The sequence below is a fragment of the Methylovirgula ligni genome, from assembly GCF_004135935.1.
In the GTDB taxonomy this organism is placed as follows: Bacteria; Pseudomonadota; Alphaproteobacteria; order Rhizobiales; family Beijerinckiaceae; genus Methylovirgula; species Methylovirgula ligni.
In genome coordinates, this window is the sequence record NZ_CP025086.1 from 1,949,892 (window position 1) to 1,974,273 (window position 24,382).

27 protein-coding genes are annotated in these 24,382 nt (G+C 62.9%); 21 read left to right on the plus strand and 6 right to left on the minus strand.

The annotated features are described in order from the left end of the window. Positions 1–117 precede the first annotated feature (117 nt). The 12 genes from CWB41_RS09355 (at position 118) to CWB41_RS09410 (ending at position 7,200) form a co-directional block, all read left to right on the plus strand. Positions 118–711 (plus strand): transglycosylase SLT domain-containing protein, encoded by a 594-nt coding sequence (locus CWB41_RS09355; protein ID WP_115836969.1) that lies wholly within the window; start codon positions 118–120, stop codon positions 709–711. Next, positions 708–1,319, plus strand: coding sequence for a peptidoglycan recognition protein family protein (locus tag CWB41_RS09360; protein ID WP_115836968.1), 612 nt, complete (start codon positions 708–710; stop codon positions 1,317–1,319). Before CWB41_RS09355 ends, CWB41_RS09360 begins: the two co-directional genes overlap by 4 nt. Positions 1,320–1,321: 2 nt before the next feature. Further along, positions 1,322–1,594, plus strand: coding sequence for a hypothetical protein (locus tag CWB41_RS09365; RefSeq protein ID WP_129396454.1), 273 nt, complete (start codon positions 1,322–1,324; stop codon positions 1,592–1,594). Between the two features lie 260 nt (positions 1,595–1,854). Then, positions 1,855–2,358, plus strand: a complete 504-nt coding sequence (locus CWB41_RS09370) for a hypothetical protein (protein ID WP_115836966.1) — start codon at positions 1,855–1,857, stop codon at positions 2,356–2,358. Further along, complete coding sequence (locus tag CWB41_RS09375; RefSeq protein WP_115836965.1) at positions 2,355–2,699, plus strand: hypothetical protein; 345 nt, start codon at positions 2,355–2,357, stop codon at positions 2,697–2,699. The genes CWB41_RS09370 and CWB41_RS09375 overlap by 4 nt, the downstream gene beginning before the upstream one ends. A 26-nt stretch (positions 2,700–2,725) precedes the next feature. Further along, the gene (locus tag CWB41_RS09380) at positions 2,726–3,043 is read left to right on the plus strand and encodes a hypothetical protein (protein ID WP_115836964.1); all 318 of its coding nucleotides are present in this window, start codon (positions 2,726–2,728) and stop codon (positions 3,041–3,043) included. 42 nt (positions 3,044–3,085) lie between these two features. After that, positions 3,086–3,418, plus strand: a complete 333-nt coding sequence (locus tag CWB41_RS09385; protein ID WP_115836963.1) for a hypothetical protein — start codon at positions 3,086–3,088, stop codon at positions 3,416–3,418. Between the two features lie 170 nt (positions 3,419–3,588). Next, positions 3,589–4,068, plus strand: coding sequence for a glutathione peroxidase (locus CWB41_RS09390; protein WP_115836962.1), 480 nt, complete (start codon positions 3,589–3,591; stop codon positions 4,066–4,068). An 81-nt stretch (positions 4,069–4,149) separates the two neighbouring features. Continuing rightward, entirely contained in the window at positions 4,150–5,451 is a 1,302-nt protein-coding gene (hisD, locus tag CWB41_RS09395; RefSeq protein ID WP_115836961.1) for a histidinol dehydrogenase, read from the plus strand. Next, on the plus strand, positions 5,448–5,933 hold the full coding sequence (locus CWB41_RS09400; protein WP_115836960.1) for a UPF0262 family protein: 486 nt from the start codon (positions 5,448–5,450) through the stop codon (positions 5,931–5,933). Before hisD ends, CWB41_RS09400 begins: the two co-directional genes overlap by 4 nt. 9 nt (positions 5,934–5,942) lie before the next feature. Further along, a complete protein-coding gene (locus CWB41_RS09405) occupies positions 5,943–6,407 on the plus strand; it encodes an arsenate-mycothiol transferase ArsC (RefSeq protein ID WP_245411298.1) in 465 nt (154 codons plus the stop codon). 301 nt (positions 6,408–6,708) lie between these two features. After that, the gene (locus CWB41_RS09410; RefSeq protein ID WP_129396455.1) at positions 6,709–7,200 is read left to right on the plus strand and encodes a hypothetical protein; all 492 of its coding nucleotides are present in this window, start codon (positions 6,709–6,711) and stop codon (positions 7,198–7,200) included. Positions 7,201–7,244: 44 nt separating this feature from the next. Here CWB41_RS09410 and CWB41_RS09415 read toward each other — a convergent pair whose 3' ends face one another. Next, entirely contained in the window at positions 7,245–9,587 is a 2,343-nt protein-coding gene (locus tag CWB41_RS09415; RefSeq protein ID WP_115836958.1) for an efflux RND transporter permease subunit, read from the minus strand. Positions 9,588–9,892: 305 nt separating this feature from the next. Between CWB41_RS09415 and map the strand changes: the two genes are divergently transcribed. From map to CWB41_RS09430, 3 genes are all read left to right on the plus strand, one after another. Beyond that, a complete protein-coding gene (map, locus tag CWB41_RS09420) occupies positions 9,893–10,732 on the plus strand; it encodes a type I methionyl aminopeptidase (protein WP_115836957.1) in 840 nt (279 codons plus the stop codon). Further along, on the plus strand, positions 10,729–11,439 hold the full coding sequence (radC, locus tag CWB41_RS09425) for a RadC family protein (RefSeq protein WP_115836956.1): 711 nt from the start codon (positions 10,729–10,731) through the stop codon (positions 11,437–11,439). The genes map and radC overlap by 4 nt, the downstream gene beginning before the upstream one ends. A gap of 166 nt (positions 11,440–11,605) precedes the next feature. Continuing rightward, a complete protein-coding gene (locus CWB41_RS09430; protein WP_115836955.1) occupies positions 11,606–13,255 on the plus strand; it encodes a putative bifunctional diguanylate cyclase/phosphodiesterase in 1,650 nt (549 codons plus the stop codon). 17 nt (positions 13,256–13,272) lie between these two features. Here CWB41_RS09430 and CWB41_RS09435 read toward each other — a convergent pair whose 3' ends face one another. Together CWB41_RS09435 and CWB41_RS16180 are read right to left on the minus strand one after the other, a co-directional pair. After that, positions 13,273–13,572, minus strand: coding sequence for an usg protein (locus CWB41_RS09435; protein ID WP_115836954.1), 300 nt, complete (start codon positions 13,570–13,572; stop codon positions 13,273–13,275). A gap of 180 nt (positions 13,573–13,752) precedes the next feature. Beyond that, positions 13,753–14,163 carry a hypothetical protein gene (locus tag CWB41_RS16180; protein ID WP_165204204.1) on the minus strand — a complete coding sequence of 137 codons (411 nt, stop codon included), beginning with the start codon at positions 14,161–14,163 and terminating at the stop codon, positions 13,753–13,755. Positions 14,164–14,554: 391 nt separating this feature from the next. On the opposite strand from CWB41_RS16180, the gene CWB41_RS09445 reads away from it, so the two are divergent. Together CWB41_RS09445 and pcaD are read left to right on the plus strand one after the other, a co-directional pair. Further along, complete coding sequence (locus CWB41_RS09445) at positions 14,555–16,600, plus strand: NAD(+) synthase (protein ID WP_115837127.1); 2,046 nt, start codon at positions 14,555–14,557, stop codon at positions 16,598–16,600. Positions 16,601–16,826: 226 nt separating this feature from the next. Further along, positions 16,827–18,125, plus strand: coding sequence for a 3-oxoadipate enol-lactonase (pcaD, locus tag CWB41_RS09450; protein ID WP_165204208.1), 1,299 nt, complete (start codon positions 16,827–16,829; stop codon positions 18,123–18,125). A gap of 16 nt (positions 18,126–18,141) precedes the next feature. Here the strand turns inward: pcaD and CWB41_RS09455 are convergent, their stop codons facing one another. Beyond that, positions 18,142–19,581: a lipopolysaccharide biosynthesis protein gene (locus CWB41_RS09455; protein WP_115836951.1), complete on the minus strand. Its 1,440-nt coding sequence runs from the start codon at positions 19,579–19,581 to the stop codon at positions 18,142–18,144. 238 nt (positions 19,582–19,819) lie between these two features. On the opposite strand from CWB41_RS09455, the gene CWB41_RS09460 reads away from it, so the two are divergent. Then, positions 19,820–20,551 (plus strand): cytochrome c biogenesis CcdA family protein, encoded by a 732-nt coding sequence (locus tag CWB41_RS09460; RefSeq protein WP_115836950.1) that lies wholly within the window; start codon positions 19,820–19,822, stop codon positions 20,549–20,551. A gap of 1 nt (position 20,552) precedes the next feature. On the opposite strand, the gene CWB41_RS09465 is transcribed toward CWB41_RS09460, so the two are convergent. Further along, on the minus strand, positions 20,553–21,698 hold the full coding sequence (locus CWB41_RS09465; RefSeq protein ID WP_115836949.1) for a branched-chain amino acid ABC transporter substrate-binding protein: 1,146 nt from the start codon (positions 21,696–21,698) through the stop codon (positions 20,553–20,555). Positions 21,699–21,798: 100 nt separating this feature from the next. On the opposite strand from CWB41_RS09465, the gene CWB41_RS09470 reads away from it, so the two are divergent. Beyond that, entirely contained in the window at positions 21,799–22,305 is a 507-nt protein-coding gene (locus tag CWB41_RS09470) for a flavin reductase (RefSeq protein WP_115836948.1), read from the plus strand. Positions 22,306–22,307: 2 nt separating this feature from the next. On the opposite strand, the gene CWB41_RS09475 is transcribed toward CWB41_RS09470, so the two are convergent. After that, positions 22,308–22,811 (minus strand): DUF6101 family protein, encoded by a 504-nt coding sequence (locus CWB41_RS09475; RefSeq protein WP_115836947.1) that lies wholly within the window; start codon positions 22,809–22,811, stop codon positions 22,308–22,310. A 412-nt stretch (positions 22,812–23,223) separates the two neighbouring features. On the opposite strand from CWB41_RS09475, the gene CWB41_RS09480 reads away from it, so the two are divergent. Further along, on the plus strand, positions 23,224–24,042 hold the full coding sequence (locus CWB41_RS09480) for a 3'(2'),5'-bisphosphate nucleotidase CysQ (RefSeq protein ID WP_245441020.1): 819 nt from the start codon (positions 23,224–23,226) through the stop codon (positions 24,040–24,042). A gap of 62 nt (positions 24,043–24,104) precedes the next feature. Continuing rightward, on the plus strand, positions 24,105–24,347 hold the full coding sequence (locus tag CWB41_RS09485) for a DUF4170 domain-containing protein (protein WP_115836946.1): 243 nt from the start codon (positions 24,105–24,107) through the stop codon (positions 24,345–24,347). Positions 24,348–24,382: the final 35 nt, after the last annotated feature.

Sequence of the window (24,382 nt, forward strand, 5' to 3'; positions counted from 1 at the left end):
GGATGCACCGTCTCAATCTCCCCTTTTGACGTCAAGCGATGATGTTGCGCGCGCACAAAATTGATCGCGTCGCTTTGTAACCGGCCGCCCAGCGCGGCTCTCAACCCCAGGTGAACAATGATACGACCGCTTTCCCGCGGCGCGTTCGCGCGCGCTGTGCTCGTCGCTTTGTGCCTGTTTCTCGTTCAGGCTTTTGCCGTTGCGCCGCATGTGCAGGCAGCGGCACGCGCCCAAACCTGGACTTTGGTTCCGGGCGATGCCTATCGCGTCAGGATCGATGTCTTTTCGTCGCCGTCGCCGGTTCGGCGCGAAGCATCCGATCTGAATCTGCAATTGGCCACTGGCGCTTTTGGGCGCGGGGCCGTCGCGGCTCTCGTGCGCGCAAAAGCCGAAGCGCTGGGCGTTCCGGTCAAGCTGGCGCTGGCGATCGCCCGTTTCGAGTCGGGCTTACGCATGTCCATGCATGGCGCGGCGGGTGAGCGCGGCGCCATGCAGGTTCTTCCGCAAACCGCTCGTCAGGTTGGCGTCACGGGCAATCTCTACGGGCCGGCGGGGATCGAGGCCGGCGTGCGTTACCTCAGGCTCGCCCTGGCTTTGCATCGGCGGGCAGGCTGGTGCGCCGTCGCAAGCGCCTACAATTCCGGCGTCTGGCGCGGCCCGCGCTGCACCCGCTACGGCCGGACGGTCGTCGCAATGGCGGTGCGGCCATGACGTTCCTCACTGAGCCGAAAGCCTATACGCTGGCGGAATTTGCCAGCTTCGTCGCAGGATTAACGTGGGATGCCTGGCGGCCGCGCTTCATCACGCTGCACAATACAGGCATACCCAGCCTCGCGACCTGGCTCAGCCCGGACCATCCCGCCAAACAGCGTATTGTGGCTCAGAAGCACTATGAGCACGACATTTTGCACTGGCACTCCGGCGTCCACCTGTTTGTGGCACAGGACTTGATTTGGAATCTCTGCGACCTGACGCAAGTTGGTGTCTCCGTCTCGTGCTGGAATCATCTGACGCTCGGGATGGAAATGGTCGGCGATTACGCGTCGGAAAGTTTCGATACGGGCCCCGGAGCCCAGGTCCGCGATAATGCGGTGGCAGCTCTGGCAGTATTGCATAGCAAGCTTGGATTGCGGCCGGATGGCTTCAAGCTTGGCGTACACGGGCTGCACTTCCATAAGGAATGCGCTCGCGATCATCATGATTGTCCGGGGAGGAATGTGGTCAAGGCCGACGTCGTCGCACGCGTGCTTTCGCAAATGGCTGCGCTGAAAGGCGAAGCACTTTCGGAGGGCGCAGGATCATTCCACCGACGGAGCTAAAAATGAAAAGAATGCTAATGATCGCTGGACTGCTGATGAGCAGTGTGCCGCTCGCCGCACAGGCCGCGAGTTTTGGTTGCCACGGCGCCGGCCAATGCGTCTGCACTGAGGTTCTCAATCCGAAATCCGTGATCGGCTATAACGCGACCGCCGATCAGGAAAGCGTCAGCGTCAACGTCACCTGCATCAATATGAGCACGATGGACGTCGCTTATTATACGGTGCGCAAGGAAGAGGGCATGGGCTCTTACAACGGTGAGACACCCGGCCGCTGATCCGAACGACAAGCAACGCGGGGCGCCGGTGCGGCGCTCCGCTTGACTTGCAAATGATGAAGCCTGCTTGCTCGGTCGCTGGCGCGACCTGAGCGCGGCTGCGGCGCATTCCCCATCGAACCGCTTTGCAGCGTGCGTCACAAAGGCGATGTCGCATCGCGGCGTCATTGAACATGGCGCAATTGAACATGGCGCAGGCCGCCATCCCTTGATTTAACCGCGCCGCGCGGCTCGCGGCATATCCCCAAAAAGGCAGTTCCATGCGCGCCCGCATTTTTCATGCGGCGGCGATGACGTTTGCCGCCTCGTCCGCATTCGCGGACGCTGGCGGCACGACGGTCTCGCTCTCGCCGCTTCTGACGTATCTCGGCCCGGTCATCGGCGCGGCCCTCGCCGCGCTTGTCGCCGCCCTGTTGAGGATCATCTTCGCGATCCTGAACATCTACCTGAAGAAACTCGGCTTCGCCTTCACGACGGATCAATATGCCGCCGTCGCCCGTTCTGCCGAGAAGATCGTCGCCGGCTGGTGGAGCAGCGTCGAGCCGGCCATCGCCGCAGCGAAATACGATCTCAAGAGCGAGGTCGTCGCGCATCTGTCGCAGGCGGTCCTCGACGACATCGGCCCCATCGCCAACGATCTTGGCCTGAAGCCGGACGGCGCAGCTCAGTTCGTCGTCGCGCGGATCGGCGATCTTCAGAAGGATTTGCTCAAAGCGCTCGGCGCAACGCCGATTCCTGCGCAGAGCGTGGCTGACGCGAAATGACCGCCGCCGCCAATTCCCTTTCGACGATCCTCACCGAGATTCTGGATGATGTGAAGGCCGCATCCGTCTCGAGTCTCATTGCGGCGTTTCAAAGCCACGATCTCACATCCGAGATTCAATCTTCGGCCAATTTCCTCGTCGCTGCGGAGAAGATCGCGGCGATCTTCGAGCCCGCGGTCGCCTTCGCCGAATTGCCGACATCGCTGATCGCAACGGCGCTCGTCCTCGCGGTGCAATTCGGCGGCGGCAAGATTGTCCTGCCGCCGCTCTCCCTGGGCACACTGGCCGATAACGCCGGCGAACGGCAGGGCGAAATCATCGCCGAGCGCTTCGGCCGCTGAACCCGGCTTTCACGAAAGGATTGATCATGATGAAGCCTCATCACGCGGGCGCGCTCGCGCTCGCCCTTTGCCTTGCGGCCTGCGCCGGATTCGATCAGACGGTCAACAACGCCGTCGCTTGGGTCGACGCGCCGGCGACGCAGCAGGCGATTGGCTCGCTGAAATCCGGCGTGGTCGCCTTCACTTGCGCCGTCGCCGATGCCAGCGCCGTTGCGAAAGCGATCGAGTCGAGTGTCGGCGCCGGACAGTCGCTGATCGGCACCGACGGCAAGGTCTATGTCGCATCGGCAACGGCCTGCGCGGCAGTCGGCGGAACCCTGGGTCCGCAGGCGGTCGTCCCGTGAGCGCGGCTTTCGCCTTGGCAAGGGGGAGGGTGACCATTCCCGATGCCTGACGGACTCTGGCTGCCCCTCATCGCCGGTCTGTTCGGCACGCTGGTCGGCTCCATCGCCACGATCCTGTCGGCGCTCATCAACCGACAGCCGACGCTCGCCTCGGTTCTCGATTCGCGCATCGCGACCGTGATGCAGATCTACGAGCGGACGATCGGTGAACTGCGGACGGAAATCTGCCGGCTGCAGGAGAAAATCGACATCTATGAAAGGACCATCATGGACCTGCGCGACCACATCGCGCAGCTCGAAGCCAAGATCGATATTCTGAAGGTCCGCTTCAACGCGCCGGGCCCCGCCACTGGAGCAAACGCTGCAGTCGAATAGCCAAGTTTCCTCCCGATCTGCCCCCGACCTGCCACCTCGCCCCTGTCCCGGTTCACCGGGGCAGGGGCTTTTTTTGATTCCGGCCCTGCCGGCGACCGGCTTGCGGAGACGATGATTTTCGAATTACAGCAAGGCCACCGGCATCCGCCGTGGCAGGAAGGTTGAACAGCATGGCCTCGATCTACGATTTTTCGGCCAAGACGTTGGATGGAAAAGAGGAATCGCTCGCCGATTTCCGTGGCCAGGTGCTGCTCGTGGTCAATACGGCGAGCAAATGCGGGTTTACGCCCCAATATGAGGGGCTCGAGGCGCTTTATAAGAAATATCACGCCGAGGGCTTCGAGGTTCTGGGCTTCCCTTGCAATCAGTTCGGCGCCCAGGAGCCGGGCGACGCGGCGGCGATTGGCGCCTTCTGCTCGCTGAATTACGGCGTGAGCTTTCCGATGTTCGACAAGATCGAGGTCAACGGTGAGGCAACCCATCCCCTCTACAAATTCCTCAAGAGCGCGCAGAAGGGCCTCGCCGGGACCGAGGCGATCAAATGGAATTTCACCAAATTTCTGATTGATCGGCAGGGCAATGTCGTCGCGCGCTTCGCTCCGACCACCAAGCCGGCGGAGATCGATCCGGAGGTCGCGCGCCTCCTCTGAGGCGGCGCAGCCCGCGCAAAGCGCGATTGCCACGCGGCGCGCGCGTGGCTAACAGAGAATTTCCATCGAAAGGAAGAGATCATGCCGCAACGGCTCGACATGCGCAGCCCCGATTTCGGGACGGCCTTTGCCGCCTTGCTGGCCTCCAAGCGCGAGGCCGCGGCAGACGTCGATGAGGCCGTGCAGAAGATCATCGCCGATGTCGTCGCGGAGGGCGATGCGGCGCTCGTTGCCTATTCGCAGAAATTCGACCGTGTCGATCTCGGCGCCCTCGGCCTTGCCGTGTCGGCGCAGGAGATTGCCGCTGCCGAGCGCGCCGCCGCGCCGGAAGCACTTGCCGCGCTGCGCTTCGCGCATGAGCGGATCACCGCTTTTCACGAGCGCCAGCGGCCGCAGGATCTGATCTTCACCGACGCCCTTGGCGTCGAGCTCGGTTGGCGCTGGTCGGCGGTCGACGCAGCCGGGCTCTATGTACCCGGAGGCACCGCAAGCTATCCATCCTCGGTGTTGATGAACGCCATCCCGGCGAAGGTTGCGGGTGTCCCGCGTCTCGTCATGGTCGTCCCGGCGCCGGATGGCTTGATCGCGCCGCTCGTGCTGGCGGCGGCGAAGCTCGCGGGCATCGACGAGATTTATCGCGTCGGCGGCGCCCAGGCGATCGCGGCATTGGCCTATGGCACCGAGACGATCGCGCCGGTGGCAAAGATCGTCGGCCCGGGTAACGCCTATGTCGCGGCAGCGAAGCGGCGCGTCTTCGGCACCGTCGGCATCGATATGATCGCCGGGCCGTCCGAAGTGCTGATCATCGCCGACGATAGCGGCAATCCCGACTGGATCGCCGCCGATCTGCTGGCTCAGGCGGAGCATGACACGGCCGCGCAATCGATCCTCATCACCGACAGCGCCACGCTCGCGGCGGCGGTCGAGGCTGCGGTGGAGCGTCAGCTCGCGAGCCTGTCGCGCGTGGCGATCGCCGGGCCAAGCTGGCGCGATCACGGCGCCATCATCGAGGTCGCGGACATCACGGCGGCGCTGCCGCTGGCAGAGCGTATCGCGCCCGAGCACCTCGAAATCATCACCCGCGATGCCGACGCGCTCGCGGCCCGCGTGAGGAATGCCGGCGCGATTTTCATCGGCGCCCATACGCCCGAGGCAATCGGCGATTATGTCGGCGGCTCGAACCATGTTCTGCCGACCGCCCGTTCGGCGCGGTTCTCGTCCGGGCTCAACGTGCTCGATTTCATGAAGCGCACCTCGATCCTGAAGTGCAGCGCCGAAAGCCTCAAGGCGCTCGGCCCGGCGGCGGTGACGCTCGGCAACGCCGAGGGTCTTGACGCCCATGCGCGCTCGGTCGCCTTTCGACTCGGCTTGACGAACTCATGAACGCCAACGAGCCTCGCCGCAATCGTCTCATATCGGTGACGCTCGACGAGGCTTCGATCGGCCGTGGCACGTCGGATCAGGAACACGAGCGCCAGATCGCGATCTACGATCTCATCGAGGAGAACGATTTCGGCCTGCCGGATCGCGATGATGGTCCGTATGCGCTCAAAATATCGCTGCACGACGCCAAGCTCGCCTTCGAAATCTCGAATGAGGCGCAGGAAGTGGTCGCGGCGCATATTCTGTCGCTGACGCCGTTCCGCCGCCTGCTCAAGGATTATTTCCTGATCTGCGAGAGCTATTACGATGCCATCCGCTCGGCGACGCGGGCGCAGATCGAGGCGATCGATATGGGCCGCCGCGCCTTGCATGACGAGGCGGCAGCGCTTTTGCAGGAGCGACTCAAGGGCAAGATCGTCTGCGATCTCGATACGGCGCGGCGCATCTTCACCCTTGTCACGGCTTTGCATTGGAAGGGTTGAGCGGCGAAAGTGCCTGACCTCTCTATTCCTTCGGCGCTCAAGCGACCGCCGCAGTCGATTCTCTTCGTCTGCTCGGAGAACAGCGTCCGCTCGCCGATGGCCGAGGCGCTGACGCGAAAAATCATCGGCAACACGGTCTATGTCGCCTCCGTCGGCCTGCGGCGCGGCAAGATCGATAGCTTTGCCGCCGAAGTTTTGCGCGAGATCGGCATCGAAGGCGGTTTGCGCGCCCCGCGCGCATTTGAGGATTTCGAGGACGAAGCTTTCGATCTCGTTGTCAGCCTGACGCCGGAAGCCCGCGACCGGATCGCTGAACTCGCCCGCGGCGTGCCGACAGAGCTCGCTTATTGGCCGACGCCCGATCCAACGCAGGTCGAGGGCACGCGCGAAACCGTACTCAATGCTTACCGCGCCGCGCGCGACGGCCTGGCGCGGCGGATTCGTGAACTGTTCATGACGAGCGGCGCGCCGTAGCTGCGGCCGGGGCCATCCGAACCTGGCCTCACCGGCCGGGGTTCGGTTCGGCATCGCGTTTGATTGCGCCGTTCCTTGAGAATGCCTCCCGGAATTCAAGGCGATAGACCTTTCGGCGCGGGTCGTCGGCTAGTTTATTTGTAAATCTTGCGGTTAGTGACGGCTAGGCTACACTCGCGCGCTTTATTTTATAGGCGGTCGGTCTTCCGCATGTCGTCAGATTGCAAAAGCGGATCACGACAATATGTGTGTTTTGCGCGTCGGCTGGAGGCCGCGTGGCGATGACAATGGAGGGATTTTCATGCCGGTGAAGTTGAGCAAATGCGTTTCGCTGGCCGCGGTGTTTTTCGCGGCAGCGTCCTTCCAGGCTGCCAATGCGGAAAGCGCGCTACGGCCATTGGCCGGCTATTGGCTCGGCGCCGGTACGATTTCCATGAAGAACGGCACGAGTGAGCGCATCCGCTGTAAAGGCTCCTATGCCATCTCGCCGGCCGGAAATGCGCTGAATCAGAGCCTTCTTTGCGCCAGCGACAGCTACAAGTTCGACGTGAAGAGCAACGTATTCGAGAATTCGCCCGGGGTGCTCACCGGCTCCTGGGGGGAGACGACTCGTAACGCAACTGGCCAGCTCTCCGGCCGCGTGGCGGGCCCCCATATATTGGCCGATGTCGCCGGCGTCGGCTTCACCGCAGCGATTTCGATCACGACGCGCGGCCGTCAGCAATCGGTTACGATTTCCCCCACCGGCGGCACGGATGTCGTCCGCGTCGCCGTTTCAATGCGCAAGGAATAAAGATGTCGCGGGCCCGCGCCGGCAGCGCGCGGGCTTGACGGCTTTCAATTCCAGTTGCGGTTCCGCGTCCAGCGCAAGAGCAGCATGATCGTCGGCCGCAGGATGAACAGGTCGGCGATCAGCGCTGTCAGCATCGCGAACGAACTCAGCCAGCCGAACAGCCGCAGCGATGGGAGCTGCGAGAAGATCGTCATAGCGAGGCCGCACGCCAGCACGATCGAGGTCAGGATCAGCGCCGGCCCGACAAGAATGGTCGCGCGTTCGACGCCGATGGACGGATCTTCGCCGGGTTTGTCCTCAAGCCGCAGCCGGTTGAGGAAATGGATTGTCGCGCTGAGGCCGAGGCCGAATGACACGGTCAGCGCCACGACGCTCGCGAATTGTAGGCCCTGGCCGAACAGCCATAGCGCCGCGCCGGCGGAAAAGACCGGGAAAACGGCGGGCATGATCGAGGCGAGCATCACCGAGAATGAGCGGAAGGCAAGGCCAATGAAGGCGGCGACGAAGACGATCTCGATCGTCAGGCCGCGGTTCAACTTCTCGATCATGCTGGCGCTGTTATGCGCCGCGATGACAGCAAGGCCGGTGACGGCGATTTCATAGCCCGGATGTTCGGCGCGCACGGCGGCGAGCTTTTTATCGAGCGAATCGACCACGGGCAGCAACTGGCTCGAATCGACATCGGGCAGGCGGCCCTCGACGATAACGGCGTCCTGCTTATCCGAGATGAACCGTTCGACGAGATATTTCGGCAGATAACCGACATATTGCTTCAGCGTCGCGACGTCCGACTTACCGATTTTCTGGGCGAGCCAGCGGCGCAGCGTCTCGAGCGACCAGACATTGCCGATGCCGGCCTGCTTCTCGACGATCGAATGGACTTCGGCGATCGTCGCCAGGGTCTGCGGCGCGTAGAGCGACTGGCCCTTGGGGAATTCGATCAGCACGTCGACCGGCTGGGCGCCGGTCAATTTGGCGTCGAGCTCGCGGTTGGCCTGCACCGCCCTCTGCTTATCGGGCACCTGATCGGCCAGGTGATAGCGCGGCTGCAGATTGGCATAGATCGAGCCGAGCCCGATGACGACGATCAGGCCGATCAGGCTGTAGAGACCCGGCCGGCTGACCATCCGCGCGGCGATCCAGCCGCAGAAGCGGCGCAGCGCATCGACTGCCAGGTCCGCGCCCTTGATCCGCGCGACGAAAGCCGCCTCGCGCCGCAGGAGGAACATGCCGAGCAGCGGGATGATGGTCAAGACAGAGACGAGGGCGATTAGCGTCGCGATCAGCCCCGCCTCGCCGAAGCTGCGGATGAGGTCCGAGTTCGAAAATGTCAGCGCGACGAAGGAGAGGCCGGCTGTCGCGTGGGTGAGCACGCAGGCGGGGCCGACGATATGAATCGCCGTGCGCAGCGCTTCGGCCTTGCTCTGCCCGGCGATGATGCGGTCGCGCGTCGCGAAGGTGAGCTGCATCGAATCGGAGAAGCTGATCACCATGATGAGCGGCGTCATCACGTTGAGGAACATGTTGAGCCGGAAATCGAGCCAGCCGAGCATGCCGAGCGACAGCAGAATGGCGAGCAACGGCGGCGCTGCGGCGATAATCATGAAGGAGATGCGGCGGAAGAACAGGATGGCGATAAGGCAACCGCCGAGAAAGCCGAGCGCGTTGTAGACGATGCGGTCGCGCTCGACGGCGTTGCGGATTTCAAGCTGCATGACCGGCACGCCGGAAAGCTCGGCCGAAAGGCCGGAGCCGGCGAGATCCTCGGTCATCGTCTTGCGGATTTCGCCGACGACATCGCGCAGCTTGTTGCTCTGGACGACGGCGGGGTCGAGCGCAAGCACCGCCAGCGTCAGCTTGCCGTCGAGCGAAAGCAGCTTGCCGCGCAAAATCTCGTTGCCCATCACCTTCTGGATGAGCTGGTCATAGGCTGCGCCCTCGGGAAGCGGGTCGGGGAACAGCGGCGCCGGGATATGATTGCCTTCCGGCGGCTGACGCGCGGAATAAAGTGAGATGATGCCGCGCGTGCCGTCGATCAATTGCAGGTCGGTGACGAGGTCGCGAAGCTTGCCAAGGTTGTCCCGCGAGAGCAGCGTGTCGCCTTCGATGACGACCAGCACGTCATATTCGCTCGAAGGAAACCGCTTCGTCACATCCTCATACTGATGGAACTCCGGCGTGTTCGAACGGAAGAGCTGGCTGAGCGAATCATCGACCTGGATGCGCCCGATTCCGAAGGCGGCGAGAATGGCGGCGACCGTCAGAACGGCGGCGACGAGATAGGGGAAACGCAGCGAGACGAGGCCGATGCGCTCGATCCCGTAAGCTAGCGGATGCAGCTTGCGCCCCGCGCCGGTCGCCGGCGGCTCCTTCAGAAGCGCGTCCAAATCTTCGTCTGACAGGATCTCTCTCCGTCATCAGGCAAGGGGGATCGTAGAGGCGCCGCCTGCCACTGGCCAGAGGGGCAAAGACGGACGCGATTGTGGCGTAGGTGTGGAGTCTGCGACCGGACTTGTAAAGAGTGCCAAGCTTTTGCAAGAATACAGAGGCGGTACGGATAGCGCGTGAGCCATAAGGCGGCCGCCGACAGGTAAAGGGCAAGCAACTTCCAGTTGGAAGGGCGGCGCTCGCTCTTGCGTCAGGGGCTGGAAGGCTTAAATTATCCTGTGAGTATTTTCCCAGCGGATTTTCGATGACTTTTGTCGATGCTTTGGAAGTGCCTGGCCGCAAGACGGGGCAGATCAAGCTGCATGGCCCCGAGGCGTTCGAAGGCATGCGAAAGGCCGGACGGCTGACCGCCGAGGCGCTCGATATGCTCGCGCCTTATGTGAAGCCGGGTGTGACGACCGAATTTCTCGACAACCTCGTCTTTGATTTTGCCGTCGCGCACAATGCCTATCCGGCGCCGCTCGACTATCGCGGCTACCGCAAGTCGATCTGCACCTCGATCAATCATGTCGTCTGCCACGGCATCCCGGACCGCAAGCCCCTGCGCGAGGGGGATATCGTCAATATCGACGTGACTTTGATTGTCGATGGCTGGCACGGCGATTCGAGCCGCATGTATCTCGTCGGCGAAGTCTCGCGGCGGGCGCAGCGGCTGGTCGAGGTCACTTATGAGGCGATGATGCGCGGCATCGCCGTCGTCAGGCCGGGGGCGACGACGGGCGACATCGGCGCGGCGATCCAGGATTTCGCCGAGGCGGAGCGCTGCTCCGTGGTGCGGGATTTCTGCGGCCACGGGCTCGGGCGTCTTTTTCACGACGAGCCGAATGTCCTGCATTACGGTCGGCGCGGCGAGGGTGTCGTGCTGAAGCCGGGTATGTTCTTTACTATCGAGCCGATGATCAACCTCGGCCGGCCGCACGTGAAAATCCTTTCGGATGGCTGGACGGCGGTCACGCGCGACCGCTCGATGTCGGCGCAGTTCGAGCATACGATCGGCGTCACCGAGACCGGCTACGAGAATTTTACGCTGTCGCCGAAGGGGCTGCATCATCCGCCCTACGATGCGGCGGCGGCCGGGGCGTGACGAAAGCGCCATCCCTGGCTGAAGCGGCGGAGGAACCGCAGCATTACCTCGGCCACAGGTCGCGATTGCGCGGACGGTTTCTGAAGGCCGGCGGCGAGGCGCTGGCGGATTACGAGCTTCTCGAACTCGTCCTGTTTCGCGCCATCCCGCGCCGCGACGTCAAACCGCTCGCCAAGGCGCTCATCGCGCGGTTCGGCTCGTTCGCCGGCGTCGTCGCGGCCCGGCCGGAGCGGCTGCGCGAGATCGACGGGCTCGGCGAGGCGGCGATCGTCGAGCTGAAAATCGTCGCCGAGGCCGCCAAGCGCTTCACCAAAGTGAATATGCAAAACCGGCCGGCGATGGGCAGTTTTTCCGCCGTGCTCGAATATTGCCGCACCGCCATGGCCTATCTGGACCGCGAGGAATTCCGGATTCTGTTTCTCGACAAGAAAAATATTTTGATTGCTGACGAGGTGCAAAGTGTCGGCACTATCGACCATGCGCCCGTCTACCCCCGCGAGATCCTGCGCCGGGCTTTCGAGTTGAACGCGACGGCGATCATCCTGGTCCACAATCACCCGTCCGGGGACCCGTCGCCCTCCCAGGCGGACATCCAATTGACCAAGCAGATTGTGTCCCTGGGTAAATCGCTGAATGTCGCCGTGCATGACCATCTGATCATCGGCCGGGAGGGCTTCGCCAGCTTCCGCGCGTTGCAACTCATTTGAGTCAAAACTTAAGGCCGGCGCGCGGAGGTGTGGAAACCTGCGAAAAAGCAAGTCTTTGCGGCCGTCCCCCAAATAGTCTCCAATACTAATTTAACTCAAGCTCGGTAAACTACTAGGATTGGCATTGGCCGGCCGAGGGCAATACCCCGGCCGCGTTGATCGGACAATGACCGAGCGGAAGTCGATCATGCAGGGTGTGGCCAAGAAGCATTCCGGCTTTCTGTCCAAGCTGAGGCTCACGGTCGGCCACGTGGACCTGCCGGCGCTGCAGATTTGGATATTCGCCAATTTCGTGTCGATGGCGTTGATCCTGATCCTCGGGATCCGCATCGGCCTCTTGCTCTTCGGCAGCCCTGCCAATTTCCTTTCCTGGAAATTCTTGAGTGCGGCGCTCTTGGCGAACGCCTGGCTGGTGGCCACGGCCATTCTGGTCAGGTTCTTGACGGCCTGGATGGCCTATCGTGTTCTCGACGCGCTCCGCAGCAGCGAGGCACGGGCGCGGCAGGTTGCCGGCCGCGACGTTCTCTCCGGCCTGCCCAACCGGTTTTTGTTCAATGAACTCGTCGATGCCGAGATCGCCCGCTGTCGCCGCGGCCGGCATCAATTCGCCCTGTTCTATCTCGATCTCGATCATTTCAAGCAAGCCAACGATACGTTCGGCCATGATGTCGGCGACCGGCTGATCGTGGCGTTCACGCGGCGGTTGGCGCAGGTGCTGCGCGCCTGCGATCATTTCGCCAGGCTAGGCGGCGACGAATTCGCTCTGATCCAGGCTGATGTCGCCGAGCCGCGCGATTGCGCGCGCCTGGCGCAACGCATTCTCGATGCGATGAGCGTGCCGTTCGAGATCAATAATCAGCAGATTTTCATCGGCGTTTCCATCGGCATCGCACTCTGCCCGCAGAACGCGACCGACCGGCAGGAGATGATGCGCCTTGCCGATCTCGCGCTTTATCGCTCGAAGCAGGCGGGACGCAATCGCTTCGCCTTCTTTGAAGCGAAGATGGGCGAGGAATTGCGAATGCGCCAGAGCGCCGAGGACGAATTGCGCGCCGCGATCGAGAACGACGAATTGCAACTTCTTTATCAGCCGATCCTCTCCGCCCAGGACGGCAAGATCGTCTGCGTCGAGGCTTTGGCGCGCTGGCAGCACAGAGCCTATGGCCTGCTTTCGGCGGATAGCTTCATCCCGCTCGCCGAGGAGCGCGGCCTCATCGTCGCGCTCGGCGAATGGGCCCTGCGCCGCGCCTGCGCCGAGGCCAAGCTTTGGCCCGATGTCAAGGTCGCCATCAATGTTTCGCCGATCCAGTTCCGGCAGAAGGATTTCGTCGCCACCGTCAATCGCATCTTGACCGAATCCGGCACGGACGCGCAGCGCGTCGAGCTTGAGCTGACCGAAGGTGTCGTCATCGCCGATGCCGATCTCGCCGAACATGCGATGGTCGATCTCCGCGCGCTCGGCGTGCGCATGGTGCTTGACGATTTCGGTACCGGTTACTCGAGCCTGATCTATCTACGCCGTTTCGCCTTCGACAAGATCAAGATCGACCGCTCTTTCATGGAGTCGATGGAATTTTCTGGTGAGAGCGCGATCATTATTCGCTCGATCGTCGATCTTGGCCGCTCGCTTGGCCTGACGGTGACGGCGGAGGGCGTCGAGACCGAGGAACAGGCGCGCTTCCTACGGACGCTCGGCTGCGACGAGCTGCAGGGCTATCTTTTCGGCCGCCCCGTGACCGCGACGGAAATCGAGCAGCGGCTCGCAGAGCAGCGCGCGGAACAAATGCCTCCGGAAGCGCTACGCTTCATCGCCTGAATATATGGCCTGAATATTTAGTGCAGCGGGAATTCCGCGCTTAACGTCCGCACCTCGGCCGGTTTGAGAAGGCCCGAATGGCCGATGCGAACGCTATAGATCGGACCGTCGAGCTTTTCTCGCCAGAAGGTGAGAAATTTGATCAGCGTGGGAAATTCCGGGGCGATGTCGTAGTCCTGCCAAAGGAAGCTCTGCAGAACCAGCGGGTGGTCCGGCATCCGATAAAGAATCTCGGCCGTTGTCAGGCTGTAGCCCGACAATCGCTTGACGAACCCGCTCGAAACGTCCGTCCGTTCGACCGCGCCCCATTTCGCCATGTGCTGCCCCCTGTTGAAGGCTGATGCGGCGAATCGGCTGTTGCTCTATCGCCGCGAGGGTAAATTTCGCTCCGAAAAGATTAATGAAGATTTGAGCCGGCGGTTGCGCTCTAACGGCAACACCGCGCAAAAAAAATCGGCGGCTCAAGGCCGCCGATTTCATCCGTGCCTGAGCAGCAATCAACGATGACCGCCGCCTCCGTGGCCACCACCGCCGTGGCCTCCACCGCCGTGACCACCACCGCCGTGGCCGCCACCGCCATGCCAGCCGCCACCACCGTGGCCTCCGCCGCCGTGACCACCCCAGCCGCCGTGGCCGCCATGACCACCCCAGCCACCGTGACCGCCATGCCAGCCGCCGCCGTGGCCGCCATGCCAGCCGTGCCAGCCATAGCCGCCGCCCCAGCCGAAGCCGTTGCGCCAGGCATAACCGCACCAGTACCAGCCCGGGCCGCGCCAGCCGGCGTCATACCAGCAATAATTCTGGCCGCCCCACAAGAACTGGGTCTTCTCGATGGCGGCGAGGCCGTTGGCAGATTGCTGCACGGCCGACTGATCGGCGAAGGGCGCGGCCTGTGCGACTGGAATCATCGCGCTTGCTGTTAACGCCGCCGCCGTAAGGCTTGAAAGAAGTAAACGCACTTCGGTCTCCCTTAGACTAGATTATGTACAAGCCAAAAAGTGCAAGCCGCACGCAGGCTGTCGTGTTGCTTGGAGTAACGGTCGAATCGGTAATGAGTTGCATTGCGAAAGCGACCGCATAGTCTTGAGGCTGCGACTCGCCGACTGAACACTGGATGAATTTGTCCTTTCCAGCGTGCACGAGCGCGTGATGATTAACTTCGTTTGCCCAAGCGCGTCGCGGCGCGTTTAAATAGTCGCGGTCCTGCTTAAGTAGTAATGGTTGCGGCGTAAGGATGATTTGATTTGCCATAGCGGGCTGCGCGGATCGCCCAGCCTTTGTGAAAGATGAATGACGCTGATGGATTTTCGTTCGATATACGGCCAGGGCTTCGCGCGCGTCGCAGCTTGCGCGACGACGTGCCGGCTCGCCGACCCCGTCGCAAACGGTGAGGCGATCCTCGCGGTTCTGGCGGAATTGGACGCCGATGCTGCCGCGCTCGCGGTGTTTCCCGAGCTTTCGCTGACCGGCTATGCGATCGACGATCTTTTGTTGCAGGACACGCTGCACGCTGCGGTCGCCCGCGCGGTGGATCGCCTCGTCGCTGCTTCCGCCGACCTCATGCCGCTGATCCTCGTCGGCGCACCGCTGCGCCATCAGGGCCGGCTGTATAATTGCGCCCTTGCCATCCATCGCGGCCGCTTGCTGGGCGTCGTCCCGAAAATCCATCTGCCGAATTATCGCGAGTTCTACGAGCGGCGGCATTTCGCGTCCGGCGATGCGACGGAGGGCGGCGAGATCATTGTCGGCGCGCATACCGCGCCGTTCGGTCCGGACCTTCTTTTTGCCGCCGAGGACATCGAGGGCTTCGTGGTTCACGCCGAAATCTGCGAGGATTTCTGGGTGCCCGTGCCGCAGTCTTCGCTTGCGGCACTCGCCGGCGCGACGGTGCTCGCCAATCTTTCAGCGAGCAATATCACTATCGGCAAGGCCGATACGCGCCGGCTCCTGATACAATCGCAATCGCAGCGCTGTCTTTCGGCCTATCTTTATTCCGCTGCCGGAAAGGGCGAGTCGACGACCGATCTCGCCTGGGACGGCCAGACGACGATCGCCGAGAACGGGGTGATCCTCGCCGAATCGCCGCGCTTCGCCGAGTCGGCACAATTCGTCGCCGCGGACATCGACCTCGAACTTCTGGCGCAGGAGCGGTTGCGGCAAGGTACATTCGATGACAACCGCCGCCATATCGGGGTTACCGCTGACGACTTCCGGCGCATCTCTTTCCGGCTGGGGCCGCCCAAGGGCGACATCGGGCTCCTGCGCGACGTCGCGCGCTTTCCCTTCGTTCCGGCCGATCCCGCGCGGCTGGAGCAGGATTGCTATGAGGCTTACAATATCCAGGTGACGGCGCTGGAGCAGCGGCTCGCTGCGTCGAAAATCGACAAGCTTGTCATCGGCGTTTCCGGCGGCCTCGATTCCACGCACGCGCTCATCGTCGCCGCCAAAGCGATGGATCGCCTCGGCAAGCCGCGCAGCAACATCCTCGCCTATACGATGCCCGGCTTCGCCACGAGCGAGACGACGAAGAGCAACGCGATCGCGCTGATGGAGGCGCTCGGCGTAACGGCCAAAGAGCTCGACATCACCGAAACCGCGCGGCTGATGCTCAAAGAGATCGGCCATCCTTACAGCGCCGGCAAGAAGGTCTATGACGTGACTTTCGAGAACGTCCAGGCGGGGCTGCGCACGGATTATCTGTTCCGGCTGGCGAATCTTCATGGCGGTCTAGTGCTCGGCACCGGCGATCTGTCGGAGCTTGCGCTCGGCTGGTGTACTTATGGCGTCGGCGATCAGATGTCGCATTATGCGGTCAATGCCGGCGTGCCGAAGACCTTGATCCAGTATTTGATCCGCTGGTGCATCGCGACCGGGCAATATGCGCCGCCGGTGCTCGCGACACTCGATTCGATCCTGCATACGGAGATTACGCCGGAGCTGGTCCCGGCGGGGGCGGGCGGAGAAGTGCAAAGCACCGAGGCGTTCATCGGCCCCTACGAATTGCAGGACTTCAACCTCTTCTATGTCCTGCGCTATGGCTTCCGGCCGGCCAAGATCGCTTTTCTCGCCGAGGCCGCTTGGGCCCATGTCGGCAAGGGCGCATGGCCGCAGGATTTTCCGGAAGATCGCCGTCATGCCTACGATCTGGCGCAAATCCGGCGCTGGCTTGAAGTTTTCATCCGCCGCTTCTTCGGCTTCAGCCAATTCAAGCGCTCGGCGCTGCCGAACGGGCCGAAGGTCGTCGCCGGCGGATCGCTGTCGCCGCGCAGCGACTGGCGCGCGCCGTCCGATGGCAATGCGCAAGCCTGGCTCGACGATCTCGCTCGCCATGTCCCGAAGGCTTAGGCGTGCTTCGTCTGTAAGCTAATGATTCTCATGATGATAATGCGTCTCTACGGCGGCGGACGCGATGTGCGGTGCGCGCGGGAGGCCCTCGGCCTGCGCGCAAAAATTTCACGCAAGCGCCTGGCGCCGATCATGTCTTTCTCTTGCGGCGTTTCGCAAGCGGGCTAGTCTAGAAGCGCGCCGCCGATCATTCGGGCTGAACGCGGCGACCTTCGGGAGAGCGGTCATGACCGAGACCATCATCGACGGCGAGACCTTCAACATTATCGTCGAAGGCCAGCCGGATGCCCCGGCGATTCTGCTGGCGCATTCGCTGGGCACCAATCTTCATCTTTTCGATCATCAGGTCGCGGCCCTGAAGCCGCATTTCCGTCTCGTGCGCTATGATTTGCGCGGCCATGGGGGCAGCCAGATAACCCCCGCGCCTTATTCGCTTGCGAAGCTCGGGCGAGATGCGCTGGCGGTTCTCGACGCGCTCAAGATCGACAAGGTGGATCTCATCGGCGCGTCGGCGGGCGGGCTCGTCAGCCTTTGGCTGCTGCGCCATGCGCCGGAGCGGATCGGCCGCGCCGTGCTCGCCAATACCGCGGCCCGGATCGGCACGGCGGAAAACTGGAACGAGCGAATCCGCATCGTGACGGAAAATGGCGTCGGTACTCTGGCGCCGGCCCTGATCGAAAACTGGTTCACCCGGTCTTATCGCGAGCAGCATCCCGCGGAAGTCAGCCACTTCGAGGAGACGGCCGCGGCGACGAGCGTGGAAGGCTATGCCGGTGCCTCTGCCGCGCTTCGCGACGCGGACCTGCGCGAAGACCTGCGTGAGATAACTCATCCCGTCCTCGTCATCGTCGGTCGTCATGATCCGGTGACGCCGCCGGGTGTCGGCGCTTTGGTCGCGAGTTCGATCCCGAATGCCAAACTGGTGACGCTGGAAGCGGCGCATCTGTCGGCGGTCGAAGCCGCCGAGGCGTTCAACGATGCGGTGCTGGAGTTCCTTCTCGGCGCTGCCGAGGAGAAATCCACCGCGGAGGAAAAGCCTGCGCCGGCCGCACCGAAAAAGCCTCGCGTGCCGCGTCAGCCCAAGCCGAAGGCAGCGGAGCCCGTGGCGTCGGTGCCTGAAAAGCCGCCGATTGTTTCCGCGCCCAAGCCCTTGGCGAAGAAATCGCCGACAAAGAAATCTCCGGCGCGTAAAGCTGCAGTGAAAAAGCGGGTGGCGAAAAAAGCCGTACCCAAGAAGAAGGCCGTGGCCAAGAAGGCAACCGCCAAGAAAACGGTGCGCAAGCTCGCCGCCAAGAAACGTGTCGCCCGCAAAGCCGCGGTCAAGAAGAGCTCCGTCCGCAAAGCCGCCATAAAGAAGCGCCCGGTGAAGAAAGTGGCGCGCAAGGCGACGCCGAAGAAATCCGCTCGCAAGGTTGTGGCGAAACGCAAGGTCGCGGCGAAACGCACGGTGAAAAAGCCGGTGCGGAAAACAGTCGCGAAGAAGTCGCCACGCAAGGTTACGCGACGCCGGGCCGGGCGGCGCTAGAGCATCGGCCCGTGCCTTACGAAGAAGCCTGGAGCCGCGCGAGAATCGGGCGCAGCCGCGCGATGATGATTTCACGCAGCCCGGCGATGTCGAAATAGCAGATGAAGAGCGTGTAGATCAGCGTGCCGGCGAGCACCTGTACTGCAAGAGTGAGGAAGCCGGGATTGTGCTCGCGGAGCGGCAGCAGCGCTGCCGCCATGGCTGCGGTGCCGAGCACGGCAAGAGCGAGATCGCGCAGGCGCGGCCATTGCGGCTTGGTAAATTTCGCCATCACGATCAGCGCCACGAGTGCGGACATATAAGCGCCGGTCTGCGCGATGGCGAAGCTCGAAGCGTCCGGGTTCCTCGGCAGGACGAGGATGAGCAGGGCGTCGACGATACAGGCGATGACCGCGGCGGCGATGAGCGGCGCGGTGCGCTTGGCGATCTGGAAGATCGGGCTGATCGCGAAGAGGATTAGCGCCGAGCTGAACAGGCCCGCCATCATCAGGGTGAGGAGTTTGGCGAAGGGGCCGCGATAGGCGAGCGGCACGATCACATGCTGGATAGACGGCAGGGTCAGCCAGATTCCCGTGCAGGCGGGCAGCACGATGGCGATGACGATCGCCATATTGCGCGCCACCTGATCCTTGGCAGGGCTTGGTCCATGCTCGTCGTGCAGCGCGACGGCGATCTGGAACAGCACGACATCGAGAGCCGAGCCGATCGCCTGGATCGCCTTGCTGCCGAGATCATAGGCAAGCGAGAACTGGCCCGTCTCCGAGAAGCCGTAGAGCGTCGCGATGATCGAGCGGTTGGCGAGCGGAATGGCAAGATAGAGCACATTGGCGAGGACGATCGGCATCGAATAGGCGAGAATCGATTTGGCGATCGCACGGCTCGCATGTGCGCGCTTGGCATCGTGATCGCGCAGCGCCGCACGGGCGGTGATGACGGCGCCCGACATGCTGATGATCGTGCCGATCAGCGCCATTTTGGCCGAACCGAACAGAAAGGCGCCGCCGCCCGTCAGCACTAGTGCCAAGGCGTTCTTGACGAGGATCAGCCTTGTATAGAGCCGGTCGTGGAAGCGGGCGCGGACGAGGGCGGTATTATAGTCGAAGACACCGTTCGAGACGGCGCAAATGAGGGCAAGCGCAATCAGGCTGTTCGACAGGGTGAAATGCGCGCCGGAAAGAAACAGCAGGCTGGCCGCGACGCTCATCGACAGGGCGATGACGATGAAGGTGACGTCGAGCGTCGCCCGCAGGGTGGGATCTTCCTTGCGCACGCGCTCGGAATAAAACCGCGTCGCGCCGAGGCGCAGGCAATCGAAAAAGCCGGTCTGCACCGCGACCGCCACAGCGAAAGCGAGCGCGAAACGGCCGTATTCAGCCGGCCCCAGAAACTTCGCGACCAGCAGCCCGATCGCGAAATTGCAGAGCACGTTGAAGACAAAGGCGGCGAGAACCCTCATGCCTTCGGCTCAGGGGCTGGGGCAAACGCTAAGCGCGGGGGAGCGCCGGAGGAGGCTGTAGCTTGGCATGGTTCTCTTTGGCTTGCTTTCCATAGCGATTCCTGTGGGGAATGTCTTGCCGTAAAGCTGCCGCGCCGTCGCTGAACCGGGGTTAAACGGCTCCCCGTGGCCTGAGCGTCACGTAAGTGTGACGCTTCCGGCTTTCTTCACCCCTTTATTCAGTCTAAGAAACCAGCCGATGGTCAATAACGTCACGCTTTCGGCCGCCGCAGCGGCGGGGCTTCTCTCGTTCCTTAGCCCCTGCGTTCTGCCGCTGGTTCCGCCCTATCTCACCTTCATCGCGGGCACGACGATCGAAGATGTCGCGACGCAGAAGATCGCGCGCGCGCGGCGCGACATTTTTCTTGCCGCCATCCTTTTCGTTCTGGGTTTTTCGACAGTTTTCGTGGCGCTGGGCGCGACGGCCTCGTTCTTCGGCCAGATATTGCGCGCCCATATCGCCACGCTGTCGCTTCTCGCGGGCCTGGCGATCATCGCCATGGGCCTGCATTTTCTCGGGCTTTTCCGGATCGGCATGCTTTACCGCGAAAAGCGGCTCGACGTGCAGAAGCCGTTCGGACTCTGGGGCGCCTATATTATGGGGCTCGCCTTCGCTTTCGGCTGGACGCCCTGCATCGGGCCGATCCTCGCTGCCATTCTGGCGATCGCCGCCTCGGAGGAGACGGCAGCGCGGGGCGCTGGCCTGCTCGCGGTCTATTCCTTCGGCCTCGGCATTCCCTTCCTGCTGGCCGCGGCGGCGCTGGAGCCTTTCCTCGGCTTCCTGAAAAGATTCCGCGCGCATTTCGGCGCGGTCGAGCGCGTCGTCGGCGTATTGCTGGTGGCAACGGGCATCGCCTTTCTCACCGGTACGATGCAGAACCTGTCGTTCTGGCTGCTGCAGGCCTTTCCAGGTCTCGCCCATCTGGGGTGAGCTACCGGCTCGTCTCGTCATATTCGAGTTGATCCTCGTAGCCGCGCTTCCAGACGTAAATCTGATAATCCGGCGTCGTGACATCGCCCTTCGCATCGTAAGTGAGCGTTCCCAGCACGGTCTTGAATGGCCGGCCGGAATGGATCGCCTTGGCTATCGCGGCTGGCTCGAATGTTCCCGCGGCCTCTGCGGCCTGCGCCAACACTTCGACGGCGGCATAGGCATAGAGCGTGAAAACCTCCAGATCGATTTTGCGCGCCTTGAATTCTCTCATCACAGCCGCCGCCTGTGGGCTGTGGCGCGGATCGGTCGGGAAGGTCATCAGTGCGCCCTCGACCGCGCTCCCGCCGGCAAGGGCAAATTCGTCCGAGGCGAGAGAATCGCTGCCCACGAACAGCGCCCGCACCCCTTCCGCGCGCATCTCCTTGACGAGTTGGCCCGCATCGTTGCCATCGCCGCTCCAATAGACAACGTCGGCTGCCGCGGCCTTGATCCGGCCGACGAGCCCGCCGTCGTCGCCGTCCTTGTCGATGCCGGCATAGAGCACATCCGCGATCCCGGCTTTTGCCAGACGGGCGCGCAGATCGTCGGCGCGCTTTTTCCCGGAGGCGGTGTTGTCGTAGACGATCGCGATCCGTTTTTCTGTCCGCGCTTCCAGGAATGTGGCGGCGACGGCGCTCTGCTGATCGTCGCGTCCGCAGGTGCGGAACATCAGATCGAGGCCCCGCTCGGTGATCTGCGGATTGGTTGCCGAGGCCGTGATGTCGAGGATCGAATGGTTGGCGTAGATTTCCGAGGCGGCCAATGTCAGGCTCGATTGGAAATGGCCGATCACAAGGGAGATTTTCTCGGCGACGAAGCGGTTGGCGACATTGAGCGCCTGTTTCAACTCGCCGCGATCGTCGGCGGCGACAATGACGAGCTTCTGCCCGCGCACGCCGCCCGTTGCGTTGATGTCGGCCGCCGCCTGCTCCGCGCCGTTGCGCAATTCGATGCCGAAGACGGCATCCGGTCCGCTCAAGGGCGCCGCAAGCCCGATGCGGACCTCCGCGAAAGAGGGCGGTGAGAGCAGAAGCAGGGTGAAAAGGCCCGTCAAAAGGCCATAGACAAGGGCTTTCGCCAGCTTTCCCTGAATGTTTCCCCTCATGCGGCCTTGGCCTTTGTTTATTGATTTGGTGTAGTTATCTATCTGACTGAAACGCCGCCCGGACGGGGCGGTCTGGCCTCGGAGGCGCGGAAGCAAGCTTATGGACGCGGTTATTCATGACAGGTTTTCGGTTGAGCCGGAACATTTCCGCGAGGCGATGAGCCGGGTGGGCTCTGCGGTTCATATCGTGACGACGGGCGGACCTGCGGGCGCGGCTGGCGTGACCGCCAATGCCGTCACGTCGGTAACCGCCGAGCCGCCGACAATGCTGTTTTGTCTCAACAAGTCATCGCGCGCCGCGCCGCTGCTGCTGGAAAACGGCGTCTTCTGCGTCAATACGCTGGCGAGCGCGGATCAGGAACTGTCCGATATTTTCGCCGGCCGGACGGAGCATAGCCTCGAAGAGCGCTTTGCCGCCGCGACATGGCGGACGCTGACGACCGGGGCGCCCGTGCTGACCTCGGCGCTGGCCGTGTTCGATTGCCGGCTGATCGAGAGCCGGGAAATCTCGACGCATCTGATCCTGATCGGACAGGTGGAGGCGGTGCAGGTCGCTCCGAGGAGCGAAGCTCTGCTCTACCTGCACCGCAGCTATCGGCAGATCTGAGTTTATTCGCGCGAGAACAATTCGCCCTCCGGCGAGATGATTTTCGGCGCACCGGCGAGGCCCGCGGGGCGATTGCGCGTGCGGGCGCGTGGGCGCCTGGCGCGGATGAGTACCCGGCGCCGGCTCGGGCGGCGGGTCGCGCGCCGCGCAGGTGGTGTGCCGATAGTCTCGTCGAGCAGCGCCGGCATGGCGAAGAACCGCGCCCAGGTGCTCCATTGGTCGACGAGGGCAGCGATGTCGTTGGCGCGCGCCAGCGTCACCGAAAGATCGGTATCGCTGTGGGCCAGGCTGAGGCGATAGAATTGCCGTTCGAGCTTGTCCTCGCGGCTGAGGACAACGCCGCGATAAGCCTGGATCGGGATGGCGAGCCGCATCTTGACCCCGGCGAGCGCGCGCTCGATGCGCACGTCCCGCGGGTTCAACCGGACGGTCCGCGTGCCGCCGTCGGCGCGCTGGTCGCGCTCGCAATAGGCAAGGCCTTCGGGGTTGCGGTCGAGTTTCGGCATGGCGTTCTCCGCTGGGCTTGATGAAGGAGGATAGCCTGCTGCAAGATCCGCGAAATGACTATTAAGCAATTGATTTAAATACAGATTTTTGACTTGATGCTTGCTCGGAGGTTGGCGGAAACGGCGCAATTTTAATGAAAAACTCATCTCCGCGTCCTATTTACGGATCATGGGAGATCGGTCCGCCAACATGGCGATGCGGCCTGAATTTTGCTCCGTTTCAGATGGAAATTGGCGGACATTGATCAAAGGCGCGCAATCATCGCAATTCGACGGGCGCGTCTTTGGCGCTTCGGCGCGCTCCGCTCCAAACCAAGGCCCGGCAAGCATGAATGCGCCGCTTCCAAACCGGCCTGTCGAGGGTGAGCCGCGTAGCGCGGCGGGCCTCGCGCCTGAAAGGCGGAATTCGGACGTGGAGCCATTGTCGCATGATCATGCGCTTGTCGCCGCGTTGACCGATGTCACCAGGGCCGCGGGAGCGCTCGCGCAGGAATATTTCCGTCCGGGGGAAAAGACTTCGGCACCGATCCACCGCAAGGAGGACGGCTCGCCGGTCACCGAGGCTGATCTTGCCGTCAATCGCTTTCTCGAGCAGCGCCTGCGCGGGCTTTTGCCGGCGGCCGGTTGGCTGTCCGAGGAATCCGCCGACGCGCCGGAGCGGCGGGACGGCGAGCTTGTATTGGTCGTCGATCCGATCGACGGAACGCGCGCCTTTGCGACGGGCAATCCGGTCTGGGCGGTTTCGGTCGCGCTCGTCGATCGTCATCGCCCGGTCATCGGCATCGTTCACGCGCCGGCCCTCGCGGAAACCTATGTCGGGGTCAAGGACGCCGGCGCACGGCTCAACGGCCGGGCGATCGAGGTCTCGCGCCGTCGGAGTTTCGATGCCGAGGCGATGGTTGGCGGCCCCTTCGGCTTCGCGCAGCGGCTACGCAGTGCCGGACTTGAATTCGAGCTGCTGCCGAAAATTCCCTCGCTCGCGGTCCGCGTCTCGAAAGTGGCGGCGGGGGCGCTCGATGCCGCGCTCATTTCCGCCAATGCGCATGATTGGGATATTGCCGCCTGCGATCTGATCGTTACCGAGGCCGGGGGCACGTTGCGGAGCCTGCGCGGCCGCCAGCCGCTCTATAACCGCGTCCACACGATGCACGGCGAATTGGTGGCGGGGCCCGAGGTGTTGCTGGCGCAACTTGCCGCCGCGGACGGCCACGCCACGGCGCCCGAGCTTTAGTTCTTGCCCGTTTTTTGCTAAACGTCCTTCGCCATCCACGTTCCCAATCCAACAGGTATTTTATGGCGGCGGACGAACACAAACAGCGTCTTCATCTCGTCTTCGGCGGCGAACTCGTCGACCTCGACGGTACCGAATTCCGCGATCTCGATGCTATCGACATCGTCGGGATATTCCCGGATTATCAATCGGCCTACAAAGCCTGGCGGACGCGGGCGCAAGCGACGGTCGATAATGCCCATATGCGCTATTTCGTAGCGCATCTGCACCGCCTGCTCGATCCGGCGGAGCCGCCAAAGAGTTGAGGCGGCGCCGAATTGGCATCAGATATTTGTTTTTT

What these genes read in the sequence shown, in the direction of transcription:
- CWB41_RS09355 (WP_115836969.1), top strand. Translation starts at nt 118, where the DNA reads ATGATACGACCGCTTTCCCGCGGCGCGTTCGCGCGCGCTGTGCTCGTC.
- CWB41_RS09360 (WP_115836968.1), top strand. Translation starts at nt 708, where the DNA reads ATGACGTTCCTCACTGAGCCGAAAGCCTATACGCTGGCGGAATTTGCC.
- CWB41_RS09365 (WP_129396454.1), top strand. Translation starts at nt 1,322, where the DNA reads ATGAAAAGAATGCTAATGATCGCTGGACTGCTGATGAGCAGTGTGCCG.
- CWB41_RS09370 (WP_115836966.1), top strand. Translation starts at nt 1,855, where the DNA reads ATGCGCGCCCGCATTTTTCATGCGGCGGCGATGACGTTTGCCGCCTCG.
- CWB41_RS09375 (WP_115836965.1), top strand. Translation starts at nt 2,355, where the DNA reads ATGACCGCCGCCGCCAATTCCCTTTCGACGATCCTCACCGAGATTCTG.
- CWB41_RS09380 (WP_115836964.1), top strand. Translation starts at nt 2,726, where the DNA reads ATGATGAAGCCTCATCACGCGGGCGCGCTCGCGCTCGCCCTTTGCCTT.
- CWB41_RS09385 (WP_115836963.1), top strand. Translation starts at nt 3,086, where the DNA reads ATGCCTGACGGACTCTGGCTGCCCCTCATCGCCGGTCTGTTCGGCACG.
- CWB41_RS09390 (WP_115836962.1), top strand. Translation starts at nt 3,589, where the DNA reads ATGGCCTCGATCTACGATTTTTCGGCCAAGACGTTGGATGGAAAAGAG.
- hisD (WP_115836961.1), top strand. Translation starts at nt 4,150, where the DNA reads ATGCCGCAACGGCTCGACATGCGCAGCCCCGATTTCGGGACGGCCTTT.
- CWB41_RS09400 (WP_115836960.1), top strand. Translation starts at nt 5,448, where the DNA reads ATGAACGCCAACGAGCCTCGCCGCAATCGTCTCATATCGGTGACGCTC.
- CWB41_RS09410 (WP_129396455.1), top strand. Translation starts at nt 6,709, where the DNA reads ATGCCGGTGAAGTTGAGCAAATGCGTTTCGCTGGCCGCGGTGTTTTTC.
- map (WP_115836957.1), top strand. Translation starts at nt 9,893, where the DNA reads ATGACTTTTGTCGATGCTTTGGAAGTGCCTGGCCGCAAGACGGGGCAG.
- CWB41_RS09430 (WP_115836955.1), top strand. Translation starts at nt 11,606, where the DNA reads ATGACCGAGCGGAAGTCGATCATGCAGGGTGTGGCCAAGAAGCATTCC.
- CWB41_RS09435 (WP_115836954.1), bottom strand. Translation starts at nt 13,572, where the DNA reads ATGGCGAAATGGGGCGCGGTCGAACGGACGGACGTTTCGAGCGGGTTC.
- CWB41_RS16180 (WP_165204204.1), bottom strand. Translation starts at nt 14,163, where the DNA reads ATGATTCCAGTCGCACAGGCCGCGCCCTTCGCCGATCAGTCGGCCGTG.
- CWB41_RS09445 (WP_115837127.1), top strand. Translation starts at nt 14,555, where the DNA reads ATGGATTTTCGTTCGATATACGGCCAGGGCTTCGCGCGCGTCGCAGCT.
- pcaD (WP_165204208.1), top strand. Translation starts at nt 16,827, where the DNA reads ATGACCGAGACCATCATCGACGGCGAGACCTTCAACATTATCGTCGAA.
- CWB41_RS09455 (WP_115836951.1), bottom strand. Translation starts at nt 19,581, where the DNA reads ATGAGGGTTCTCGCCGCCTTTGTCTTCAACGTGCTCTGCAATTTCGCG.
- CWB41_RS09460 (WP_115836950.1), top strand. Translation starts at nt 19,820, where the DNA reads ATGGTCAATAACGTCACGCTTTCGGCCGCCGCAGCGGCGGGGCTTCTC.
- CWB41_RS09465 (WP_115836949.1), bottom strand. Translation starts at nt 21,698, where the DNA reads ATGAGGGGAAACATTCAGGGAAAGCTGGCGAAAGCCCTTGTCTATGGC.
- CWB41_RS09470 (WP_115836948.1), top strand. Translation starts at nt 21,799, where the DNA reads ATGGACGCGGTTATTCATGACAGGTTTTCGGTTGAGCCGGAACATTTC.
- CWB41_RS09475 (WP_115836947.1), bottom strand. Translation starts at nt 22,811, where the DNA reads ATGCCGAAACTCGACCGCAACCCCGAAGGCCTTGCCTATTGCGAGCGC.
- CWB41_RS09485 (WP_115836946.1), top strand. Translation starts at nt 24,105, where the DNA reads ATGGCGGCGGACGAACACAAACAGCGTCTTCATCTCGTCTTCGGCGGC.